Source organism: Chryseobacterium populi, assembly GCF_000282115.1.
Classification (GTDB): Bacteria; Bacteroidota; Bacteroidia; order Flavobacteriales; family Weeksellaceae; genus Chryseobacterium; species Chryseobacterium populi.
The window spans coordinates 1-20,223 of sequence record NZ_AKJY01000060.1; the positions used below are offsets into that span (position 1 = coordinate 1).

The following is a 20,223-nucleotide window of genomic DNA, read 5'->3' on the forward strand; positions in this document are numbered from 1 at the left end:
CAATTAGAGAATATTTTATATTTATCAACTGTTTGAAAAAGGGTAAGTCTTCAAAATCATCAAGAAGGTTTTTTATTGTTATTAAAATAATTTATTTTACGTAGATCATTCAAATATAATTAAAAAACAATAGCTATTCACTCTTTTATTAAGATACTGCTATTTATTAACATCATTTTGTGAGATATTCAAAAACAAACTATCATTTATGATGGGTTGTGCTATAAACTTAGCCTTCCCGAAATCAATTTTTGAAAATCTCCGTAAATATTCTCCCTCAGGATAATCTCCTTTTAGAACTTTATTATATGGATAATAATTTTGCTTAAATTTAGAAGAATAATTATGTGTTGGAGGGGATTGCTTGATAATTAAATTGTATTTTACTCTCAATTTTCCATTTCTATTTAAATAAAATACAGAATCCCCATCACTTGGCATCATTTGATTTATTAAATCAGCCATACCTCTCTCTGTTAAATTGGAATTCCTAATACTATCTAATTTTTTTTGATAAAATTTTGAAGATTGATTATCCTTCATTATTGCATAAACTGAAATTGGATAAGAGCCTTCCATATTACCCTGAGTAGAAAAATCTTTGAAATTCTTATCTCCAAATTCAAGAGTGTTAGGTACTGGAAAAACAATATTTTGAGAAGTATTATTTTCAAATATAAGAATCAACTCATTATTATTTTTAACATACTTTAAGCTGAAGACGCCACTCTTTTTCTGCTCTCGTTTACAAGACAATAAGCAAAATATTATTAATAGAGTTAATGTAATATTTCTCATTTTAAAGTGCTTTTTAAATAATTGTTATAAATTGGTTTTATTTTATTCATCAATGGTTCTAAATCATCATACGTTTGGATTTCTGTATTAAATGAGCCCATATTCAAATTAAGTCTTTCCCACTTCCTAAACATAATGTATTGCTGTTCCCATCTGGAAGTATAATATTCATGTAATTTAACACGTTGATTAGTGGCGGTAATTTTTTCTACATCAAAAATTCTAGCATTATTTAAAATAGTATGAAATATCTCATGTCCCATAGTTAAATCTAATTGTTCTAAACTAACAAATGTTCCTTTAGGCAAATAAATTCTTTGTTTGACAACCATACCATTATGAGTAACTTTCTCTGTTACTCCCCAAACTTCCTGACCGTTACCATTTATAATAAGGTTATTTTTGCTTCCATATGAATAACCACTCTTTCTCAAATATGGGCTAAGATCAGATGTTTCATCTACTTTATGATAACTACCCCTTATCAATTGTCCTTTATACCTGTCCTGATCTACTTTCATTACAGTATCCATTGAAAATTCAACCTCAGTTGCTCCATTTAATGTATTATCATTATTAACAAGCATTTCACTTATACTGTATCCGGTCATATTTGTAGAAGTTATACTATTACCGGATAAATTAAATGAATAATTTATTCCTGTAAATCCTGTTAATGCACTTTTAAAAATATTTTGACCATTGGCCAGTCCGTTAAATATGCTTCCAACAGCACCAACTACGGAATTTTGAATCATTTTTGTTCCGGTTACACTAATATTACTTATCCCCTGGCCAAGAGCCGCCCCGGCGAATGCTCCTCCAACGACGGCTCCCCAGGTGCTTTTCCAGTCCCATTTTACAGGATTCCAATTTCCATGATTGGCCTGGACTCCACTTAAATAACTTCCTACTATAGCTCCAATAAACCACCCCCAAAACTCTCCGCTCGGATCATTATACATCATCGGGTTATTCATTACATACCCATACTTATTATAATTCTGGGTATTGGTAGGATCCTGTATATTTTCGTCAGCATTTAAGAACCTTCTCAATAGCGGATCATATAGTCTTCCATTCATATGGATGACCCCAACCTCAAAGAAATGTTCATGGCTTGTATAACCACGATCAGTAATTAGACCATTTTTTGCTATGGCTTCCTCTACTGCAGATTTTCCGGTAATTATACTTCCATTACCTATCTGTAAATGCGTCAAATTCCCCCATGCATCAAAGTGTCTTTGTTCTAATTTTTTACCTGTTTCATCACTGACAGCTAAAATACTGCCAATATAATCCTTATGCAAGAATTTGTAAGAACCTGATGTATCTTTATAATTCTTCAAATAAAGAATATTGCTCTCATAAGGTGTTCCTCCGATATAGAGAATATGTTTTTCTAATTTAGCATTATTATCAATAATTACTTCAAAGCTCCCATCCTCACTATATAATTTTGTGAATTTACCTATCTTACCGGGTTCAAAATTACCTCCATAGGAAACTCTCTGACGCATCGATGTTATTCCATATTCAAAATTTACATCTCCTTTTAGCCCGTCAACAAATACAGGATCATTATTTTCGTTATAGGTAATGACCTGGATGAGGTCATTATTATAATTCTGGGTTCCGGCTGCATTTAAAGTCATTCCTGTTGGCTGGTAAATCTTAGAAGAATTTCCAAATTTGATTGTACCCACCTGGTCGTTTTGTGTTATTCTTCCTTTAACATCATATGTATTTCGATTGCCGGATGGCTTAACTCCCGTTACAGGATCTGTCCAGTTTATGAGTCGGTTATTAGTATCATAATCGAATGACTCAATTATATTAAAATCTCCTCCGGTAGTTCTACTTTTCAACTCATTTTTTATGGCATCAAATGAATAAGATAGCTGAAGAATGTTTGGTTTTACAGCAGATGAATGATTGATATTGGTTAAGAACCCATTACTATCATAGGTATTATTAATGGTGGAAGTACCTAATTTAGATTTAAGTACCTGCCCTTTGGCGTTGGCACCTTGAAGCTCCCAAAGAATTAAGCCTGTTTTTTTATCCGTTAATTGATATAGTTCACCGTTCCAATTATTATACTTGTGCATGATCGTAACCTCAGTAACAGTACCGGAGGAAGTTAAACTTTTCGTATAAGATGTAACCCTTGACCTATCGTCGTACAGAATCCCATTTTGGATGTAAATTCTACCATTACTATTTTCAATACTTGATATTATTCTACCAAAAGTGTCATATCCAAAGCCTCTACTGTAAGATTTTCCGTTCGATGTTCCCGATTTTAAAGTAATCCTGCCGAAACCGTCATAGCTAAAGGTAATATTTTTAATGGTAGAAACCCCATCCGATGATAATTCTACCTGGTTGATAAGCTGTCCCAAATTATTGTAGATATATTCTTTTCGACCTTTGGGACTAATCGTTTTTTTAGCTCTTCCAAATCCGTCATATTCATATTTATACACCCCATTTGAAGGATCATTAAATTCTGATTTTCGCCCCCAGGAATCATATTTAGTCGTTACAATATTTTCAGCATATTTAGCCTCAGTCTGCTCTCCTGCAGCATTGTAAGAAAACTTTATGGTTCCCCCTTCATCTGTCGTAGAAATTATATTGCCTAAAGCATCGGCAGTCTTGGAAGTTGTTCTTCCATACCCGTTTACCTCTTTAACAGTTGTTGTTAAACCTGAAACACTCGTTGTTGTCTGCTTACCCGTAAATGCAGTTGCAGTTACTTTTGCCGGATATACAGTGTCATCATAGGCAAAGATATTCCACTGGCTGGCGTTTTGCCCCTCAAAGTAAGGCTCTGATTCTTTAACCTTCCTGCCTAAAAAATCAAATAGTGTTTCTTGTGATACAAACTGCCCCTGACCAAAAGCTTTAGTTGAAGTTTTGTAATCCTGTCCCCATATATTGGTATATTTTTTAGATACATTACCATCCGGAGCACTTTGGGTAACAATGCTATTGGATTTAATATCTCTTTCATATTGATACGAAATAGTTCCCCCTAAATTGGTTGTGGAAGTTAATAATTTACCCCAACCGTCATATGTATTGGTAGTTGTATTATTAAAGGGATCTGTTTTAGTTGTTATTTGTCCCCAATCATTGTAATTAATCCCGGTTTGTAATCCTAAATTATCGGTTTGCTTTACTACAAACCTGCCTTTAGGATCATACTCGTACCCTGATGTTATAGTCCCGGAATCTATGCTATTGCCTGATACTTTCTTTGTGATGTTTCCAAAGCTGTCATAAGTAAAAGTATCTAAGGTATAGGCAGTATTATCCCTGTTCCAATTTTTTATGGTTTTTACAAGGTTATTTTCGTAGGTGAATTCTTCTTTACTGCCCTTGCTGTCACTGTATGCCTGGACAGTTTTTATGTTGGACTTTGGACGCCCTATGTAATAGTTTGCCCCCGCTCCTGAAGGATTGTTGTCATACAGGTAATCAGAAGTTGTCACCGCATATGAAGTATTGACCTTCGAGACAGTCTGTGATGGCAGATAATACTCACCATAAGTAACTGTGCTTTCTGTAATGGCTCCCGTTAAGAAATTTTTTCCTTTGCTTGTTTTAGGAAGAATCATCCTAACTACTTTAGCCTTATCTGCATCAGGAATGACAGTTACTACCTGACCGTTCAAAAGCTTATCAGTTTGATAGTTTGTAGATTTAAAGCTGAGTAGCTGCGTATTATTTACAGAAATATCTGTCGGAAAGATTTTCAAATCCTCATTAGTAGCTCTGGTCAACCATTCTTTAACCGGTGCTCCTTCCTGCAAAGGATCAATTTCAATACCATTCCATATTTTTATATTTTTTTCAGAATCATCAGGATACCAGGAATTATCATTATACCATGAAGAACTCGCCATTTGTCGAAAACCAATAGTCTTCTTATTGTGCAGGTTTATCATAAGCCCACGATAGCGGAACTGTTTATATCTATTAACCTGGTTACCACTTTCATAAATTTGTGAAACTAGCTTTGAATTTATATTCCCTAGCTCCATTAACGGATATTGTTCATTTTTTATTGGCTTGTAACATGATTGACATGCCCAACTAGCACCATAACCACCATCATAAGTAATTAATGTTGTTATTCCTCCCTGTATAATCTTATTGATTGATGACTTTTGAAGATTAGAATAATGAGAAAAATAATATATATTTCCTTCATTTGGATTTGAAGTAGGACTATAAATATGCAAATCATTCTTCCATAATCCTAAAATCTCTCTAAAAATAAAAGGGCCAGGAAAATTTTTAGTAACAGCCGGGTTAGCTCCAAATTGGATCTTACCATCTGAATAACCCTGATTTTCACTTACTTTTATTGTAAATGAGGAACTTGCAGAAGTAGGTGAGGCAATATTATAGCTGGTATTAAAATTTATAATATCAGACTTACCATCTGAGTTAATGTCTAAAAGTTTGGCTGTAGAATAACTGCCATTTTGGGAACTGGTATAGCCATCAGTTAAATTAAAATCATTAAAATAAGCTGTTTTTACAAAGTTTTTGCCAGTATTCAGGTTTATAATGTAGTGATTATTAACGTTGGTACGCACAAATAAATCTGATATACCATCCCCATTAAAATCACCAATTTGAGTATGGGTAGAAAGCCCGGAATAATCGGCTGAAAAAACCTGAGATAAGCTTAAATTTCCTTGTCCATCTTTTTTCAGGTTATATGTCTGTAAGGTATTTGCCGGTACAGACTCTCCATTGATGGTCGTACTTGTGGTAAGAACAGATTTCCCTATGTCATCAATTCCATCACCATTAAAGTCACCAAACAAAAGATTTTCACTTTTATCAAAATCAAATTGAAAAAAGGGAAAGGAATTGTCTTGCTGTCTGACTACAATATATTTATGCTCATCATGGGTAAATGTTTCACAATCGTCCTCTGTTGGCAGTGAGTTTTCCGGTGCAGTACATATTCTATTTGTTATAGTGTTCTTTTTTGCTATTAAGACCTCCGGTACACCATCTCCTTCAATATCATATTGAATAAGTTTCGTTATATTACTTGTTTTTTTATATGTATTGAAAGGGTCGGAAAAATCGCTTTCACTTTCATCCCATTGATTGCGTGCAATAACTTTTGTTCCTACTAACTGTAATGCATTCACCGGCTTTGTTAAATCGATAATATAATAGCTAAGGGTTAAGTCTTTTGTTGTGGAATTGATAGAATAAGAAACAAATCCTTGTCTGCTGCTGACATTATTATTAGTATCTTTAATAATTATGGGAATTGCACCATTATACACATTTTCTGTACCCAAGTAATGTTGAGTACTGGAAAATCCCCCATAAAGCAAATAATAACCATCTTCACCGGTTAACGGTGATTTATTTAAGATAAAGTCTGTCGTGTGTGTTCCACGAAAATCACCACTTAAAATAAAATTGTAGAGATCTGACGAATCAGTAATATAGCTGCTATCTGACTGCTCTTCATTCCGATAAAATTCAATAGGATTTGCAGGCTGGTTTTCTGAATTATATTCCTGTATTTTTTCTACAAATTGATATTTTGTATCGTCAGATTTGTATATTATATCATATTTTCTAAACTGGGAGGTATTGGTTTTTACAGCAATAGTGTTTAATAACTTATCCTGAACAAGGGATATACCATTCAAATAAGATTGTTCTTTAAGCCCTCGTGTTGTCGTTACATTATAATTAAATTCAATTTCATTAAAATGTGGCTTCCCCAGAGTTTCATTTCCTCCCCATTTAATTGAAGAAATTACTGCGACATTAGTTCCTGTGGTCTGTGTATAATTATACGTGATATAATTTCCCTGCGGGTCTTCCCATTTTACAATATTATATTCCAATGGAGTTCTGGCGTTGCTAACACCTGAACCTATTCCTCCATACCAAGCTTGTGTGCCATCAGCATAGGTGACCTCCCAATATTCGGGTCCTTTCCATGTTTGCCCCGTAATAGTACCAATAGATTTAATTTTTGTATTGGAAAATTTTTCTGTAACGTATTCTGCTCCATCTTTTCCGTATTCACCAGACTTTAAAATCAACCTTTGTCCATTGAAATTATAAAAATCCGAATAATCTAACTGAATACCTCTCATTTCTCCATCCTTTTCAATATTTTTTCCGGCTCTTGAAATTGAAGTAATCCCGGAAATATTCCAGTCATATCCCGCAATTCCATTGGACGATCCGTTGGTATGAACAAGATTTACCTGCGGTGCTACGCTTTTTATACCGGGCGGTAAAGCGATTGGTAAAGTAAACTGAAGCTGTCCGGCTCCATTGACATCAATATTCCCTTTGGTATCATGAAAATTCTGTACCGGTGTGGTTTGTGCAAAACCCACCAATGAGATCAGAAGCAGTACAAAGGATGAAAAGGATCTCTTTTTTTTGTTATGAAATTTCATAGTTGTGTTTTGTATTATCGTTTTGTGATATTTTTACTGAAAATTCTGCCATCTTTTAAGGTAAATCGCAATACGTACACTCCCCAGTCATAACCTGTCATGTTGATTTTGATTTGTTTGTTAAGATCAGGTAAATTCTGCTGCTGAAATTTCCAGTGAACTGTGCTGTGTTGATAAAGAGAGACGGATTCAATCACACCATCGACTTCCTCAGTCCAATCAATAGTTAGTACATCATTAACAGGAACAGGATACAAACGTATTTGCTTCCAAAATGCTTTCTCATCCATTACTTCGGCTCCAGCTAAAGAAGTTGTTTTTGATTCAGTTTTTGATAAAGTATCAGGAGCCTGTTTGGCATTGGTATCTGTGCCACGATAGCGTTGGTTTCCCGCCTCATCATACTTGAAATAGACTTCCGTTTGTGAAAATCCAAAAAAACCTATTAATAAAGATAATAGGGAGAACATTTTTTTTCTCATAGGTACTAATTTTTAGTGATAGGTAAAGACATTGTTGGTAGTATATACCAAATTACAGGTTGTAATAATTGTACATATTAAGGTCAATAATGCCAAGGGAATTAATTTTTGTTTCATTTTTTTGTGTTTTTAATTTACGAATGTATTAATTTTATTAAATGTTGTGAAGACATGGTTTAAAAAATCCTGGGTAGAGGATTTAATATCTTTTTGCCATACCACATCCTGGGCAGACACGCCCAAAACAGTGCACATTGTAAGTACACCCGTGTAGAGTTTTTTCATACTTGTGTTTAGTTATTATTTGTTTTTTAATTTGCTGCAAAAGTAGTTATTTTATTTCACGGTAAAAAGATGTATATGAAGGATTTAACACAAACTTTTTATCAATGCAAAACTAACGCTACAATGCGACAGAACTTGTCGTGTTTAGCAAGCCTATTTAAAATTCTGAAGTTAATTTTAAATAAAAAAACCTTCGTCCATCGGATGAAGGTCTGTCTGTTTCAAATAACAGCTCTGCTTAAAAAATTTTTATTTTTTATTAATATTCCAATTCCAGTTTCTCTTTTGTATATCCTCTTACTTTTTCGGTAAGTTCAGGATTACCTGCCAGTTTTTGACCGTAAGAAGGAATGATTTCCAATAATTTATCTTTCCATTCTCCATGAAGTTTTTCAGGGAAACATTTTTCCAGAACATTCAACATCGCATATGCAGCTGTGGAGGCTCCCGGCGAAGCTCCTAACAATGAAGCGATCGTTCCTGATTTATTGACTACCACTTCGGTTCCGAATTCCAGTTTTCCTCCTTCTTTTTCATCTTTTTTAATCACCTGAACCCGTTGTCCTGCCACTTTCAATTCCCAGTCCTCTTCTTTCGCATCTTTTACAAACTCTCTCAAGTGCTGCATCCTTTGTGATTTGGTCATCGCTACCTGCTGAATAAGGTATTTCGTTAAAGGAATATTGTGCCACCAAGCTCCGAACAGCGATCTTATATTTTTTGTGTTGATGCTTTCCGGCAAATCAAGGTAGCTTCCTTCTTTAAGGAATTTGGTTGAAAAACCTGCAAAAGGACCGAAAAGAAGCGCTTTCTCATCATCAATAATTCTTAAATCCAAATGGGGAACAGACATTGGCGGAGCATCCACCGTTGCCTGGGTGTATACTTTTGCCTGGTGTTTTTTTACCAGTTCAGGATTATGAGTTACCAGCCATTCTCCGGAAACCGGGAAACCTCCGTAGCCTTCACTTTCCTTAATATCTGAGCTGTCCAGTAAGGGTAATGCATATCCTCCGGCACCGATAAATACAAAATCGGCAACGACTTCCTGCTTATGGCTGTGAATCCTGTCTTTTACTTTCATTTCCCATTTTCCATCGGCTCTCGGATCTACATCTTTCACTTCATGATACAGAAAAACCTCAACATTGGAATCCTCCAACAGGTGACGTCCCATTTTTCTGGTTAACGTTCCAAAGTTTACATCAGTCCCCAGGTCCATTTTAGTAGCAGCCATTACTTCAGACTGATTTCTTTTGCTCATCACTAACGGAATCCATTCTTTCAGCTTTTCGTGATCTGTTGAAAATTCCATTCCGGAAAATAAAACAGACTGGATCATTTTATCATGTCGCTTTCTCAGATATTCTGCATCCTTTTCACCAAATACCAGACTCATATGCGGGCAGGAATTAATAAAATCTTTTGGATCCTGAATATACCCTTTATGAATCAGGTAAGACCAAAACTGTTTTGAAATTTCAAACTGCTCTGCAATACTTTCAGCTTTTGAAATATCTATGGTTCCATCGGGTTTTTCGGGGGTATAATTAAGCTCACAAAACGCTGAATGGCCGGTGCCTGCATTGTTCCAGGCGGCTGTACTTTCTTTGGCAAACCTGCCCAGCCTTTCAAAAATTGCGATTTCCAGATTGGGATCAAATTCGTGTAATAAAGTGGCTAAAGTGGCGCTCATAATTCCGCCTCCTATGAGTACAACGTCGTATTTTGGTTTCGGTGTTCTGCTTGTTAGCGATTGTGACATAATCTAAAATTTATATCAAATTTCGGGAAAAGTTTTAAAAACAGGAACTCGTTTAACGATTTTAACACGTTAATTTTTGATATAAAAACACTTCCGGATTCTGCAAAAAAAGATGACCGAAAGTAACAATTAAATTTTCTTAGTTCGTCAATAGAAACTCTGTTCAGGATGACACTTCTAATACGAACCTGTCATCCTGAACAGAACTGAAAATGTTTCCTCTATGATGTATATTAATTCAATTTTGTAGTCAGTTTTCTAAACTGCTTTTCTGCATTTTTACCTTCGTACAAAATTCCGTAAATCGTATCAATGATCGGCAGCTTAAGATGTTTTTGCTTTGCCGTTTTATAAATTGAATCGGCTGCATAATAGCCTTCTGCAACCATGTTCATCGATTGGATTGCAGATTTCACGGTATATCCTTTTCCGATAAGGTTTCCTAAATTCCTGTTTCTTGAGAATAATGAATAAGCCGTTACGAGTAAATCACCCAGATAGGCACTTTCATTTACATCTCTCGGTGCTTCATAGATGGCTTCCAGGAAAGTTTCCATTTCACGGATCGCATTCGAAACGAAAACCGCCGTAAAGTTGTCTCCATAGCCTAATCCGCTTGCAATTCCGGCCCCGATGGCAAAAATATTTTTAAGAATCGCACTGTATTCGTTTCCTAAAATATCTTTGCTGGAATGTACTTTAATAAAATCAGAGTTAAAAACATCCAGCAGCTTTTCAGAAACTTCATCTTCTACGGTAGCAATTGTAAGATAGGATAATCTTTCCATAGCGACTTCTTCTGCATGACAAGGGCCTGCAATGACCGCCTGGTTTCTGAATCCGATCTGGAATTCATCTCTCAGGTAATGGGCTACAACATCATTCACTTTGGGAATAATCCCTTTAATTGCCGATACAAAGATTTTATCCTTATATTCACAGTTCATTTTATCCAGTGTATTTGAAAGATAAATGGAAGGTGTGGCTAAAACCACCACATCACATGCCGTAACAAGCTCGTTAATATCTGTAGTAAGCTTTAAATTTTTAAGATTGAAGTTTACTGCCGTTAAATAAGTCGGGTTGTGTCCGCGAAGCTCAATGGCCCCTTTTACAAATTCACTTCTTACACACCAGTGCACTATTTTACAGTTTTCAACAAGCATTTTTACGATTGCAGTTGCAAAACTTCCACTTCCCACTACCCCTATGGTAATATCATTTTTGTGTTTTTTCGGATCTGGAGATTCTGAAATAATTTTCTTTTTTGCCATAATTGAAATGTGAACTGCAAATATATTAAAACAAAGATTTAACAGTGCTTCTGAAAGGATGATAAAACCCATTTTTAGAAAAAATTAACACTTCAATACAATTAAACAGATAAAACAACGTTAATTACAGAAATAACTCATTTTTTATTAGAAATAATTTATAAAACTTATTTTTAATTAAATTTGCACCCTTAAAACCGTTTTAATTCTAAGAGAAAAGAAATATGAAGAAATTTCTAAGCAGCAAAAAGAACGTAAATATTCTCTTAGGAGGACTTTTACTAGTAGTTTTTGCACAAGGCATTTTCATCGCAAAGTTGTTTTCCGGAAGGGATGACAAAACCTACGAGGTGAACCTTGTCAAAATAAACACTGAAAGAGACAGTGTAGATTATTTAAAAATGAAAACCGATCTTAGTTTGGTAGATCAAAGTGTAGCACAACTCAATTCATTCCTGAAAGCGAAAGACATTCCGAATGAAAAGCTGATGGTTCTGAGTAAAGACAGTATTTCCAATTCCGTTTATTTAGCAAAGCAAGCCAACAGATACAGCCAGTATTTAATGGATTTACAGAAAAAACTGATGGAGGTTCCGCTGGGAATGCCTACTGACGGATATATTTCTTCCAATTTCGGGATCAGAAAAAACCCGATTCCATATAAAACAGTTTTTGCCTCTGTGAAATCAGGCTCCTCTGCTATCACAAAACCTGCAACTGTTGCTGCTGCAAAGCCTGAAGTAAAAGCAGAACCTGTTGAAAGGATTATTGAAATAACTGACAGCTATGGAACTAAAAGAGAGGTAAAAGTAATGGTAACGCCAAAAGTTGCCACCGCTACTCCATCTGCTCCGGCCTCTTCCAGCAATTCTACAAGAGCTGTTGCCGGTACTGCATCATCAAAAACTCCTGTTGAAAAAAATAATCCCCCTGCAGAAGCTGACCAGATGCAGTTTCATAAAGGCCTTGATATTGCCGTTGCTTTCGGTTCTGATGTAAGAGCAACTGCAGCCGGTACGGTCATTTTTTCCGGACAAAAAGGAGGTTACGGAAACTGCGTGATTGTTTCTCATGGAAATGGTCTGGCGACCCTTTATGGTCATTTATCAGAGCTTATCGTAAGAGCTAATGATAAAATAAAAGTGGGGCAGGTTATAGCCAAATCAGGAAATTCCGGACGTTCTACCGGGCCACACCTTCATTACGAAGTACATAAAAACAATACGCCGGTCAACCCGAAACTGTTTATGAATTTATAAAAAAAACTGCTGTCTTCCGACAGCAGTTTTTTTTATAATTTATTTCAGGATACTCAGTGTACCTTTCAGATGTTTGAAGGATCCGTCTGCTCCTGAAATATTCGTATAAATTATGTTTTTGTTATAATCCTGAATGTGGGTTATATTCATCCCCGACTGAGGTTCGTGCCAATAGACCATAAATATATTTTCAGCTATTTCTACTGCGCTATATTGAATGGTTTCCTTAATTCCTTTTGATTCCCCTTCTGTTCCGATGAAAGACATTATTTTATTGTCTTTAAAATCCAGGATGAATTCCATCGTTCCGAAACCTGCTTTAATCTTATGACCGATTGCCGGATAAGGAGATTTTAAATCCCAGTTTATTTCTCCGAGAAAAACTTTTACTCCCATAACCAATTCATCTTTCCCCGGAAGCTTGGGATATTTGTTGACCATAAAATTCACAATAGGCTCTGAGGTTTTATTTTCACTTACCGCTTGTCTATAATTTTCAAGATAACCTTTAACAAAATCCAGGGAATCAGGAGATAAAGACAATGCTGCAAAATGGGAGGGAATAACCTGTGCAGGATGTAATGCTTTCATCGCATCGATTTGTCCGATCCATTGGTTAACAGCTTCTTTATTCTGGGTATCTGCCATCCAGAGATGGGAATCAGCCGAAACTGAAATTCCGCCTAAAACTGTTCTAAGTGAAGGAATCCAGAGGAAACTGTGAGCCGGGTCATCAGCATTCTGTTTAATTTCAATTTTATTTCCTTCGAGATCAGGAATCGTATTAACCGCTTCCGGGATAATGATTTCTGACGGGGCATCTGTTTTCAGCTGTGGTTTCCATACGGCCAATTTATCATCTTTTGAGGCAGAAATAAGATAAGCCGTCTGAGCAGTTGAAATAATTTTCACGTTGGGAAATGCTTTCTTGATCACATCCAATCCGAAATAAAAGTCGGGGTCGCTATGGGAAATAAAAACTGTAGTCAGGTTCTTTCCAGTAGCTTTTATTTCTTTCACAAGCTGCCCTGCATACTGTTTTTGAAATTGTGCATCTACAAGTATCGCATCTTTATCCCCATAAACTATGGTCGATGTAATGGGAAAAATCGCTTTTGCTCCCGGATTATATATTTTAATCTTCAGACCTCCCGCGAATAAAGTACTTACAAAACCTAATAATGCAACGAATGATAATAATTTCTTTTTCAACGTCATTGTACTTTTTTTGAATTAATACGCTGCTGTAAAACGTTCACGGATGTGGTTGTTCTGTTCTAGTTCATCCACCAGAGCAACCGCCACATCTTCTACAGAAAGGATACTTCTTCCGTTTTCATCAAAAACCGGGATTTCAAGAGAGGTTCTGTATTTTCCTGTTCTGGTTCCTACATTCGCCTGATTCATTTCTATTGCAGGGCTGAAAAAAGTCCAGTCTAAGGTATTGTTTTCTTTAATTTTGTTTAGATAATCTCTCGCTGCAGTTGCTCCGGGTTTGTATGCCTCCGGGAAGTCTGGAGTATCTACAATCTGTACATTGTCTGGTGTATAAAGGCTTCCGGCACCTCCTACAACGATTAATCTTTTTACTCCGGACTTTTCCACTGCTTTTTCAATGTTTTCAGAACCTGTGAGGAAATCGTTATAAAGATTGGGGTTCGTCCATCCTGCATTAAAAGTACTGATCACAGCATCGCTTCCTTTTAGGTTTTCTGCCAATTCATCCACATTGTTTACATCAACGCTTTTCGCTGTTACTTTTTCATTCTGTCCGATTTTGGAGGCATCTCTCACGATAGCTTCTACCGCGTATCCTCTGTTTTCCAATTCTTTCACTACGTGTGAACCTACAAATCCTGTCGCACCAATTACTGCTACTTTTTTCATACTATTCTATTTTAATTAATTGTAATAAGTCTTGTTACATTTATGGATAAAAAATTTTAGCTAAACTGATCTGCAAATTCTTTCAATGATTTATCCCCTAAAAAATTGAAGACCAATCGGTCTGTTTCTTCAAATAATGTATTTAAATGAGTGTTGATTTCTTTTCCTACACTGCATGCAGGATTCGGATTATTGTTTTTCTTTCCTAAAACTTCAGTATTTTTTATGGCAGAATATATTTCGGAAATACTGATCTGGTCCGCATTTTTAGCAAGCTGGCTTCCGCCCTCTTTTCCCTGTCGGCTTATAATCAGACCTGCTTCTTTTAAAACACCGATCTCTTTACGTACAATGACAGGATTGATATTAATGCTACCTGCCATCCACTCGGAAGTCAACCATTCCTGAGGACTTTTGGTCAATAGGGTCATAATATGTACTGCCGTAGCAAATCTTGTATTGTTCATTATAATTACACAACAAAGATATAACAAGTTTTTAAATGTAACAAATTTTATTACAGTTATTTTTTATAATATTAATTTATCCAGATCCAGAAGTAAATAATTGATGTTCTGATTAATTGTTCTTGTAGCCGACTGCATCTGGTTCAGCATGGCTGCCCTGTTATGCAGATCATCAGAGCGATAAAACCCTCCATCACTGAAAATAACCGATGCGTCTGCTTCCTGCCGGCTGTCATCAAACTGGTAATGAAGCCATCTTTCTTTCATATTCTGAATAATGGAATGTTCTTCTTTATTGGAAAATTTTTTCTCGGTATACATATACCAGATGAACGGCGGGAAGTTGGGTGATTCCAGTTTTTCACGCCAGATATCCCTTAAAAGATTTCTCTGATGAATAAATTCCACTTTTTTTCCTTTAGGATTAAGGGTAGCCAAACCAAACCCCGCTCCCAGAACCCCGCCACTGATATCGATCGCATTACTCCAGCTATTATCTTTTACAATTCCTCCGGCAATAGAAGCTGCTGCTCCCGCCGCAATGGAATACAGAATGAGCTTATTATTCCTCGAATCATTGAGGTTGTCCACATAATTTCCGATCTGGGCTACACGTTCTCCTTCACAGTCAAATTCTGCAGCTACAGCATCCAGTTCGGTTAAAGCAATCGTAATCTTGCTGTTGATTTTGGTTTTGAGCTGCAATACTTTAACCTGTGAGCTAAGGGAAGTATCTTTTTTAAGTTCAATAATATCATGTACTTCATCAAGATTATCCAGGGCATTTAAGATCAGAATGCTCTGATCGGAAAACATTCCCTTAAGTTCCTTATTCGCCGTTAAAATAGAATCTGAGTTGTAAGACGGCAGCTTATTGGTATAATTATACTGGAACGGAGCCTTGCAATAGCTATCTTTCAGGGTAAGTATGTTTTGCTTTATGACCTGATTTTTTTTAGAAACGCAGGAAGTTAATAAACTAAAAACAGCAAAAAGATAAAATAGCTTTCTCATTCACTTAATTCTTTAGGGTTAATCGGAATATGCAAAGGCTAACGCATTACTAATATAATACAAATAAAAAAATTTACCTGTCAGACAGGTAAATTTTAAGCTATATTTAAGGTCAGATTATTTAATTCCCAGCAATTCCACTTCGAAAATAAGGGTACTGTTTGGTCCGATTTCTTTACTGATCTGCTCTTCTCCATAGGCAAGATTCGGAGGAAGAAACAACCTCCATTTACTTCCAACCGGCATGAGCTGAAGCGCTTCTGTCCAACCTGAAATTACACGGTTTAACGGGAAAGATGCCGGAGTCCCTCTTTTTACAGAGCTGTCGAAAACTTCACCTTTAATGGTTGTTCCGTGATAATGGCATTTTACGGTGTCTTTTGCTTTTGGTTGGGCACCGTCACCTTCAGTAATGATTTCATACTGCAAACCGCTCGGCAAGGTTACAACACCTTCTTTTTTGGCATTTTCTTCCATAAAGGCTTTTCCTTCATTAAGATTTTTTTCAGCCTGCTCTTTTTTACGTTTAAATAACATATCTGCTACTCCCATTGTTGATTTTTTTTACAAAGATAAGTTTTGTTCCCGGAAGACTGAAACCGGAGGTAAGAAGTTTTTACCCGAAACATTTATCACAAGTATGTGATTTTTAAGTTCATATATCTTCCCTTTTAAAAGTTCAAACAAGCTTAATATTATGTTAACACACATCTCGGAACTTGGCGTTATAATTGAATTTAAAAACTAAATGCCAGATCCAGTAAAATATAATAAGAATTTTGATAAACTGAGCGAAGAGGAGAAAGAGCTCCTCGAAGTGAATAAAAAAAGCATTGCCGATTTTGTAGAGCAGTCTTCTTCCATAAGTGATGTCAATTATGCCACAAGAAATGCACACGCTAAAACGTATGCCGTTGTAAAAGGTCAGTTTTTTCCCAATCCTGATGTTTCCGATGATTTAAAACCGTTTTTTGATAAGGAAAGATATGATCTGGTCATACGGTTCTCAAATGCTCATTTAAAAGTCAATACATCTAAAAAAGATATTCCTGCCTATGGGTTTTCTGTAAAGATAAAGGATGAAGACGGCAGCTTACTTGCCAACTATCCTCTGGTAAATTTCCCACTGTTTCCAGTAAATTCGGTAAGTACATTTTTACAGTTATTTACTGCTGTCAACCGGTTTTTAATGAAAAAATGGCGAAGTTTGATTCCGTTGATACAACAGATCCTGAAAGCATGCCCGGCTCTTTTCACCACTTCATTTTTAAAAAACGGCTTTGAGCTGCTGAGGAAGCGGAATGATTTTATCCTGTCTTTCGATTATTATTCTGTAGGGGCCTACCGTCTTGGGGATTATATGATGAAAATAAAACTGAGCCCGATAGCTGTTGATAAGAATTTTGAAAAGAAATTAAACAACAGGGAAGCGCTCGAGAAATATGTGAAATCAAATGATTTTACCGGTGGGGTTTATATCCAGATTTGCTATGATCTGAAAGACCAGCCCATCAATAAGCTCAATGTGGAATGGAAAAACTCTTCTTACTTTAAGATCGGGGAAGTGAAAATTGAAAAGGGCTCTTTACTGGATGCCCGTGATTGTGAGAATGAGCTGATGTCTTTTAATCCTTTTGAAAACAAACTTTTTTTTCAGCCGGTAGGCAAAATACAAAAATTGCGGGATGAAACTTACAAAATCTCTTTACAGACCAGAAGGAAGATTAATAAGCTTTTACACGGATAATTTCCTGCCTTTACTTTTGATCATATAAAAAATAAAGGGCCTTACAATTCGTAAAGCCCTTAAATAATATTTTAGTTTTCTTCTAATTCTTCTTTTTCTGCCTCCTTTTTATCGGGAAACATGATGGATAAAACCACCGAGATCACCAGGACTCCACCTACAATTCCCAATGAAACCGGGGATGAAATATGAATCCATGGCGCAATCAGCATTTTAACTCCAATGAAGGATAAAATGATCGCTAAACCATAAGGCAGCTTGCTGAACATATAAATGAAATTTGCCAACAGGAAATACAATGATCTAAGCCCTAAAATTGCAAAAATATTTGAAGTGTACAGGATAAAGGGATCATCAGAAATAGCAAAAATTGCAGGAATAGAATCTACCGCAAAAAGAACGTCTGTAAATTCAATTACCCCAACCACGACTAAAAGCGGTGTTGCCATTTTAATTCCGTTTTGTATCGTGAAGAATTTATCTCCGTCATAATTATCAGAAACTTTCCAGAAACTTTTTATCAGCCTCGCTCCTGCCGTGTTGCTGTAATCTTCGTCATCACCATCATCACCTTCACCCCAGGATTTAATTCCTGCATAGACAAGGAACAACCCAAACAACGTCATTACGATATTGATTTTCACCGGATGCCCGAAAATATTCATTTCGGGAAGATAGGTTAAGTTAATAAGCCCTATCCCGGCAAAAATAAAGATTGCCCTGAATACCAATGCCCCTATAATTCCCCAAAATAACACTTTGTGGTGAAGGTATTTCGGTACTTTAAAGAATCCGAAAACAAGAATAAATACGAATAGATTATCTACGGAAAGCGCTTTCTCTATCCAATAAGCAGCCTGATATTGCGTAAATTTTTCTACAGCAAGTGCATGACTGTCTGCACTGAAAACCCAATATACCACGCCTGAGAAAACCATGGATAATGAAATCCATATGACAGACCAGATGGTAGCCTCTTTGGAGGAAACCTCATGGCTTTTTTTATTGAAAACTCCTAAATCCAGGAGCAACATGATAACCACCGTTATCGCAAATCCCCACACCAGACCGGGATGCAGTTCTAGAATACTTTGATGTTTTTCCACTTTAATTATGTGTTATTATACGATAAAGCAATAGCTGCACAAGTACAGGTATTGCTGTTTTTATTTCAATTGACAAAATACAATTTAAAATTCAATATAAAAAAGGTTTCGGCTAAAGCCGGTTGAATGTTTTTTAATTTCGTGAACGGGGTTAAGCCCTATTCTATTAAATCAATATTTTAGCCCGTTGATATTTTCTTATAAATATTTTTGCTGAACCGTCTTAATCGTTTCTTCTAATTTTCTGTCAGCAGTAGGATCTCCGATAGCGTTGAATTTCCATTCTCCGTTTCTCTTGTAGAAAACCCCCATTACCATAGCAACATGTCCTTTGAAAGATGCATCGTTGGCAATATCATATTTAGCAAAAACTTCTCTCACATTCGTAGGAGTTCCTTCATAGATACGGATCGATGCAAAAGGTATCGTCCCGAAATCCTGGCCCCTGTAGCTGTTCAGAACCATGGCAACATGCTCTACATTAGCATCCAGCTGGCTGAAATCCACAGTGATCACCTCATTGTCAAGGCCGTCATCTCCGTCTACATCACCTGTTAAATCATCTCCGCTGTGCTTTACAGAACCGTTTTTAGATTTAAGATTTCCGAAATAGATTACCTCAGTAGCATTTTTATTTGAATCGTACAGAATACAGCTTCCGTCTAAATCTACCGCTTCTTTTTTAGTTCCGAAAAACCCTTTTTTCTCAATTGCACCCCAGTTTATCCCAACACAAGCCTGTGTAAGGGCTGTACCATTTTCTTTCGTCAGGTTAATCCTTTGACCCTTTTGTAAGTTAATAGCCATATTTTCTTTTTATATTTAGTTATTTATCTTTTTTGTTAAATCATAAAATTGCTGAATCATGAAACTGCCTGATCGCATTATTGTAAACTGCATATTTATTGCATTCTTACGATTTTACAATTTAGCCTTTTGCTCTCCGCTAATTATTTAAATTTAAATTTAACATGGCCCGAAGAATATTTGTTTCTTCATTCACATCAAATATCTTACTCATAATATCCACACTTTCCAGATTTCGAAGATAGTCTTTTAATACAGATTCCACATCATCCGGAAGTTTACGTTTTCTTTCTTCGATCGTTTCTTCCAGTTCTTCATTCTTTCTTTTCAGCTGGCTGATAATGGAAACCTGATTGGATTCATTCTCCGAAGTATCAAGGTCTTTTAGCTCCTCATCAATCAGGTACATACGTCTGCCTTCTACATCAAAAATGAAATGCTCATCTGACTGGAAAATCTTAAATAATTCATATTCATTTCTTTCAAAACGAAATCCGCATACAAAACGAACTTTAAAACTCTGTATATTAAGCTTACCCAATAATTTTCTTTCTATCAAATACTCCTGATACTGATAGGAAGGTACAGAAGGAAGCTTAAGCAGGGCTTCATCAGCCGGCATTCTGTAAAATTCAGCGGCATATCTTTTATGAAAATACAGGACATCATTCCAGTTTAAGGTGAACTTGTCTTCTGTAAGATCTTTATACAGGTTTCTTAAATGCTGGGAAAATATACCGCTGTATATCTTCCTGTCTGTTTCAAAACTGTCAGCCTTTCTTTCTTCAAAACCAGAAATATATTGGTTGTTGATATTAATTTCGTTAATAACAGCCAATAAATCATTTTCCTTTTTTTTTTT

At 35.9% G+C, this 20,223-nt stretch carries 16 protein-coding genes; 2 read left to right on the forward strand and 14 right to left on the reverse strand.

The window, feature by feature from the left end:
- Positions 1-159: 159 nt before the first annotated feature.
- The 6 genes from PMI13_RS14020 to PMI13_RS14040 all read right to left on the reverse strand — a co-directional run bounded on the left by PMI13_RS14020 (position 160) and on the right by PMI13_RS14040 (position 11,074).
- Complete coding sequence (locus tag PMI13_RS14020; protein WP_007844825.1) at positions 160-798, reverse strand: hypothetical protein; 639 nt, start codon at positions 796-798, stop codon at positions 160-162.
- The gene (locus PMI13_RS14025; RefSeq protein WP_007844826.1) at positions 795-7,268 is read right to left on the reverse strand and encodes an RHS repeat-associated core domain-containing protein; all 6,474 of its coding nucleotides are present in this window, start codon (positions 7,266-7,268) and stop codon (positions 795-797) included. The genes PMI13_RS14020 and PMI13_RS14025 overlap by 4 nt, the downstream gene beginning before the upstream one ends.
- Positions 7,269-7,282: 14 nt before the next feature.
- On the reverse strand, positions 7,283-7,750 hold the full coding sequence (locus tag PMI13_RS14030; protein ID WP_007844827.1) for a hypothetical protein: 468 nt from the start codon (positions 7,748-7,750) through the stop codon (positions 7,283-7,285).
- A gap of 129 nt (positions 7,751-7,879) precedes the next feature.
- Positions 7,880-8,035 (reverse strand): hypothetical protein, encoded by a 156-nt coding sequence (locus tag PMI13_RS21195; RefSeq protein ID WP_007844829.1) that lies wholly within the window; start codon positions 8,033-8,035, stop codon positions 7,880-7,882.
- Between the two features lie 259 nt (positions 8,036-8,294).
- Positions 8,295-9,800 (reverse strand): malate dehydrogenase (quinone), encoded by a 1,506-nt coding sequence (gene mqo / locus PMI13_RS14035; protein ID WP_007844830.1) that lies wholly within the window; start codon positions 9,798-9,800, stop codon positions 8,295-8,297.
- Positions 9,801-10,033: 233 nt separating this feature from the next.
- Positions 10,034-11,074: an NAD(P)H-dependent glycerol-3-phosphate dehydrogenase gene (locus tag PMI13_RS14040; RefSeq protein WP_051957084.1), complete on the reverse strand. Its 1,041-nt coding sequence runs from the start codon at positions 11,072-11,074 to the stop codon at positions 10,034-10,036.
- Positions 11,075-11,298: 224 nt separating this feature from the next.
- Here PMI13_RS14040 and PMI13_RS14045 point away from each other — a divergent pair, with 224 nt between their 5' ends.
- Positions 11,299-12,333, forward strand: coding sequence for a M23 family metallopeptidase (locus PMI13_RS14045; RefSeq protein ID WP_007844832.1), 1,035 nt, complete (start codon positions 11,299-11,301; stop codon positions 12,331-12,333).
- A gap of 39 nt (positions 12,334-12,372) precedes the next feature.
- On the opposite strand, the gene PMI13_RS14050 is transcribed toward PMI13_RS14045, so the two are convergent.
- From PMI13_RS14050 to PMI13_RS14070, 5 genes are all read right to left on the reverse strand, one after another.
- Positions 12,373-13,551 carry an MBL fold metallo-hydrolase gene (locus tag PMI13_RS14050; RefSeq protein ID WP_007844833.1) on the reverse strand — a complete coding sequence of 393 codons (1,179 nt, stop codon included), beginning with the start codon at positions 13,549-13,551 and terminating at the stop codon, positions 12,373-12,375.
- A 15-nt stretch (positions 13,552-13,566) separates the two neighbouring features.
- Positions 13,567-14,220 (reverse strand): NAD(P)-dependent oxidoreductase, encoded by a 654-nt coding sequence (locus PMI13_RS14055; protein ID WP_007844834.1) that lies wholly within the window; start codon positions 14,218-14,220, stop codon positions 13,567-13,569.
- Positions 14,221-14,276: 56 nt separating this feature from the next.
- On the reverse strand, positions 14,277-14,687 hold the full coding sequence (locus PMI13_RS14060; RefSeq protein WP_007844835.1) for an Rrf2 family transcriptional regulator: 411 nt from the start codon (positions 14,685-14,687) through the stop codon (positions 14,277-14,279).
- 63 nt (positions 14,688-14,750) lie between these two features.
- Entirely contained in the window at positions 14,751-15,701 is a 951-nt protein-coding gene (locus tag PMI13_RS14065; RefSeq protein WP_007844836.1) for a hypothetical protein, read from the reverse strand.
- 117 nt (positions 15,702-15,818) lie between these two features.
- A complete protein-coding gene (locus PMI13_RS14070) occupies positions 15,819-16,253 on the reverse strand; it encodes an FKBP-type peptidyl-prolyl cis-trans isomerase (protein ID WP_007844837.1) in 435 nt (144 codons plus the stop codon).
- A gap of 196 nt (positions 16,254-16,449) precedes the next feature.
- Between PMI13_RS14070 and PMI13_RS14075 the strand changes: the two genes are divergently transcribed.
- Positions 16,450-17,448 carry a catalase family protein gene (locus PMI13_RS14075; protein ID WP_007844838.1) on the forward strand — a complete coding sequence of 333 codons (999 nt, stop codon included), beginning with the start codon at positions 16,450-16,452 and terminating at the stop codon, positions 17,446-17,448.
- Between the two features lie 71 nt (positions 17,449-17,519).
- Here the strand turns inward: PMI13_RS14075 and PMI13_RS14080 are convergent, their stop codons facing one another.
- From PMI13_RS14080 to PMI13_RS14090, 3 genes are all read right to left on the reverse strand, one after another.
- Positions 17,520-18,554, reverse strand: a complete 1,035-nt coding sequence (locus PMI13_RS14080) for a TerC/Alx family metal homeostasis membrane protein (protein WP_007844839.1) — start codon at positions 18,552-18,554, stop codon at positions 17,520-17,522.
- A gap of 198 nt (positions 18,555-18,752) precedes the next feature.
- Positions 18,753-19,361, reverse strand: coding sequence for a TerD family protein (locus PMI13_RS14085; RefSeq protein WP_007844840.1), 609 nt, complete (start codon positions 19,359-19,361; stop codon positions 18,753-18,755).
- 139 nt (positions 19,362-19,500) lie between these two features.
- Positions 19,501-20,223 (reverse strand): hypothetical protein (locus PMI13_RS14090; protein ID WP_007844841.1); only part of this gene is annotated, 723 nt, incomplete at its 5' end.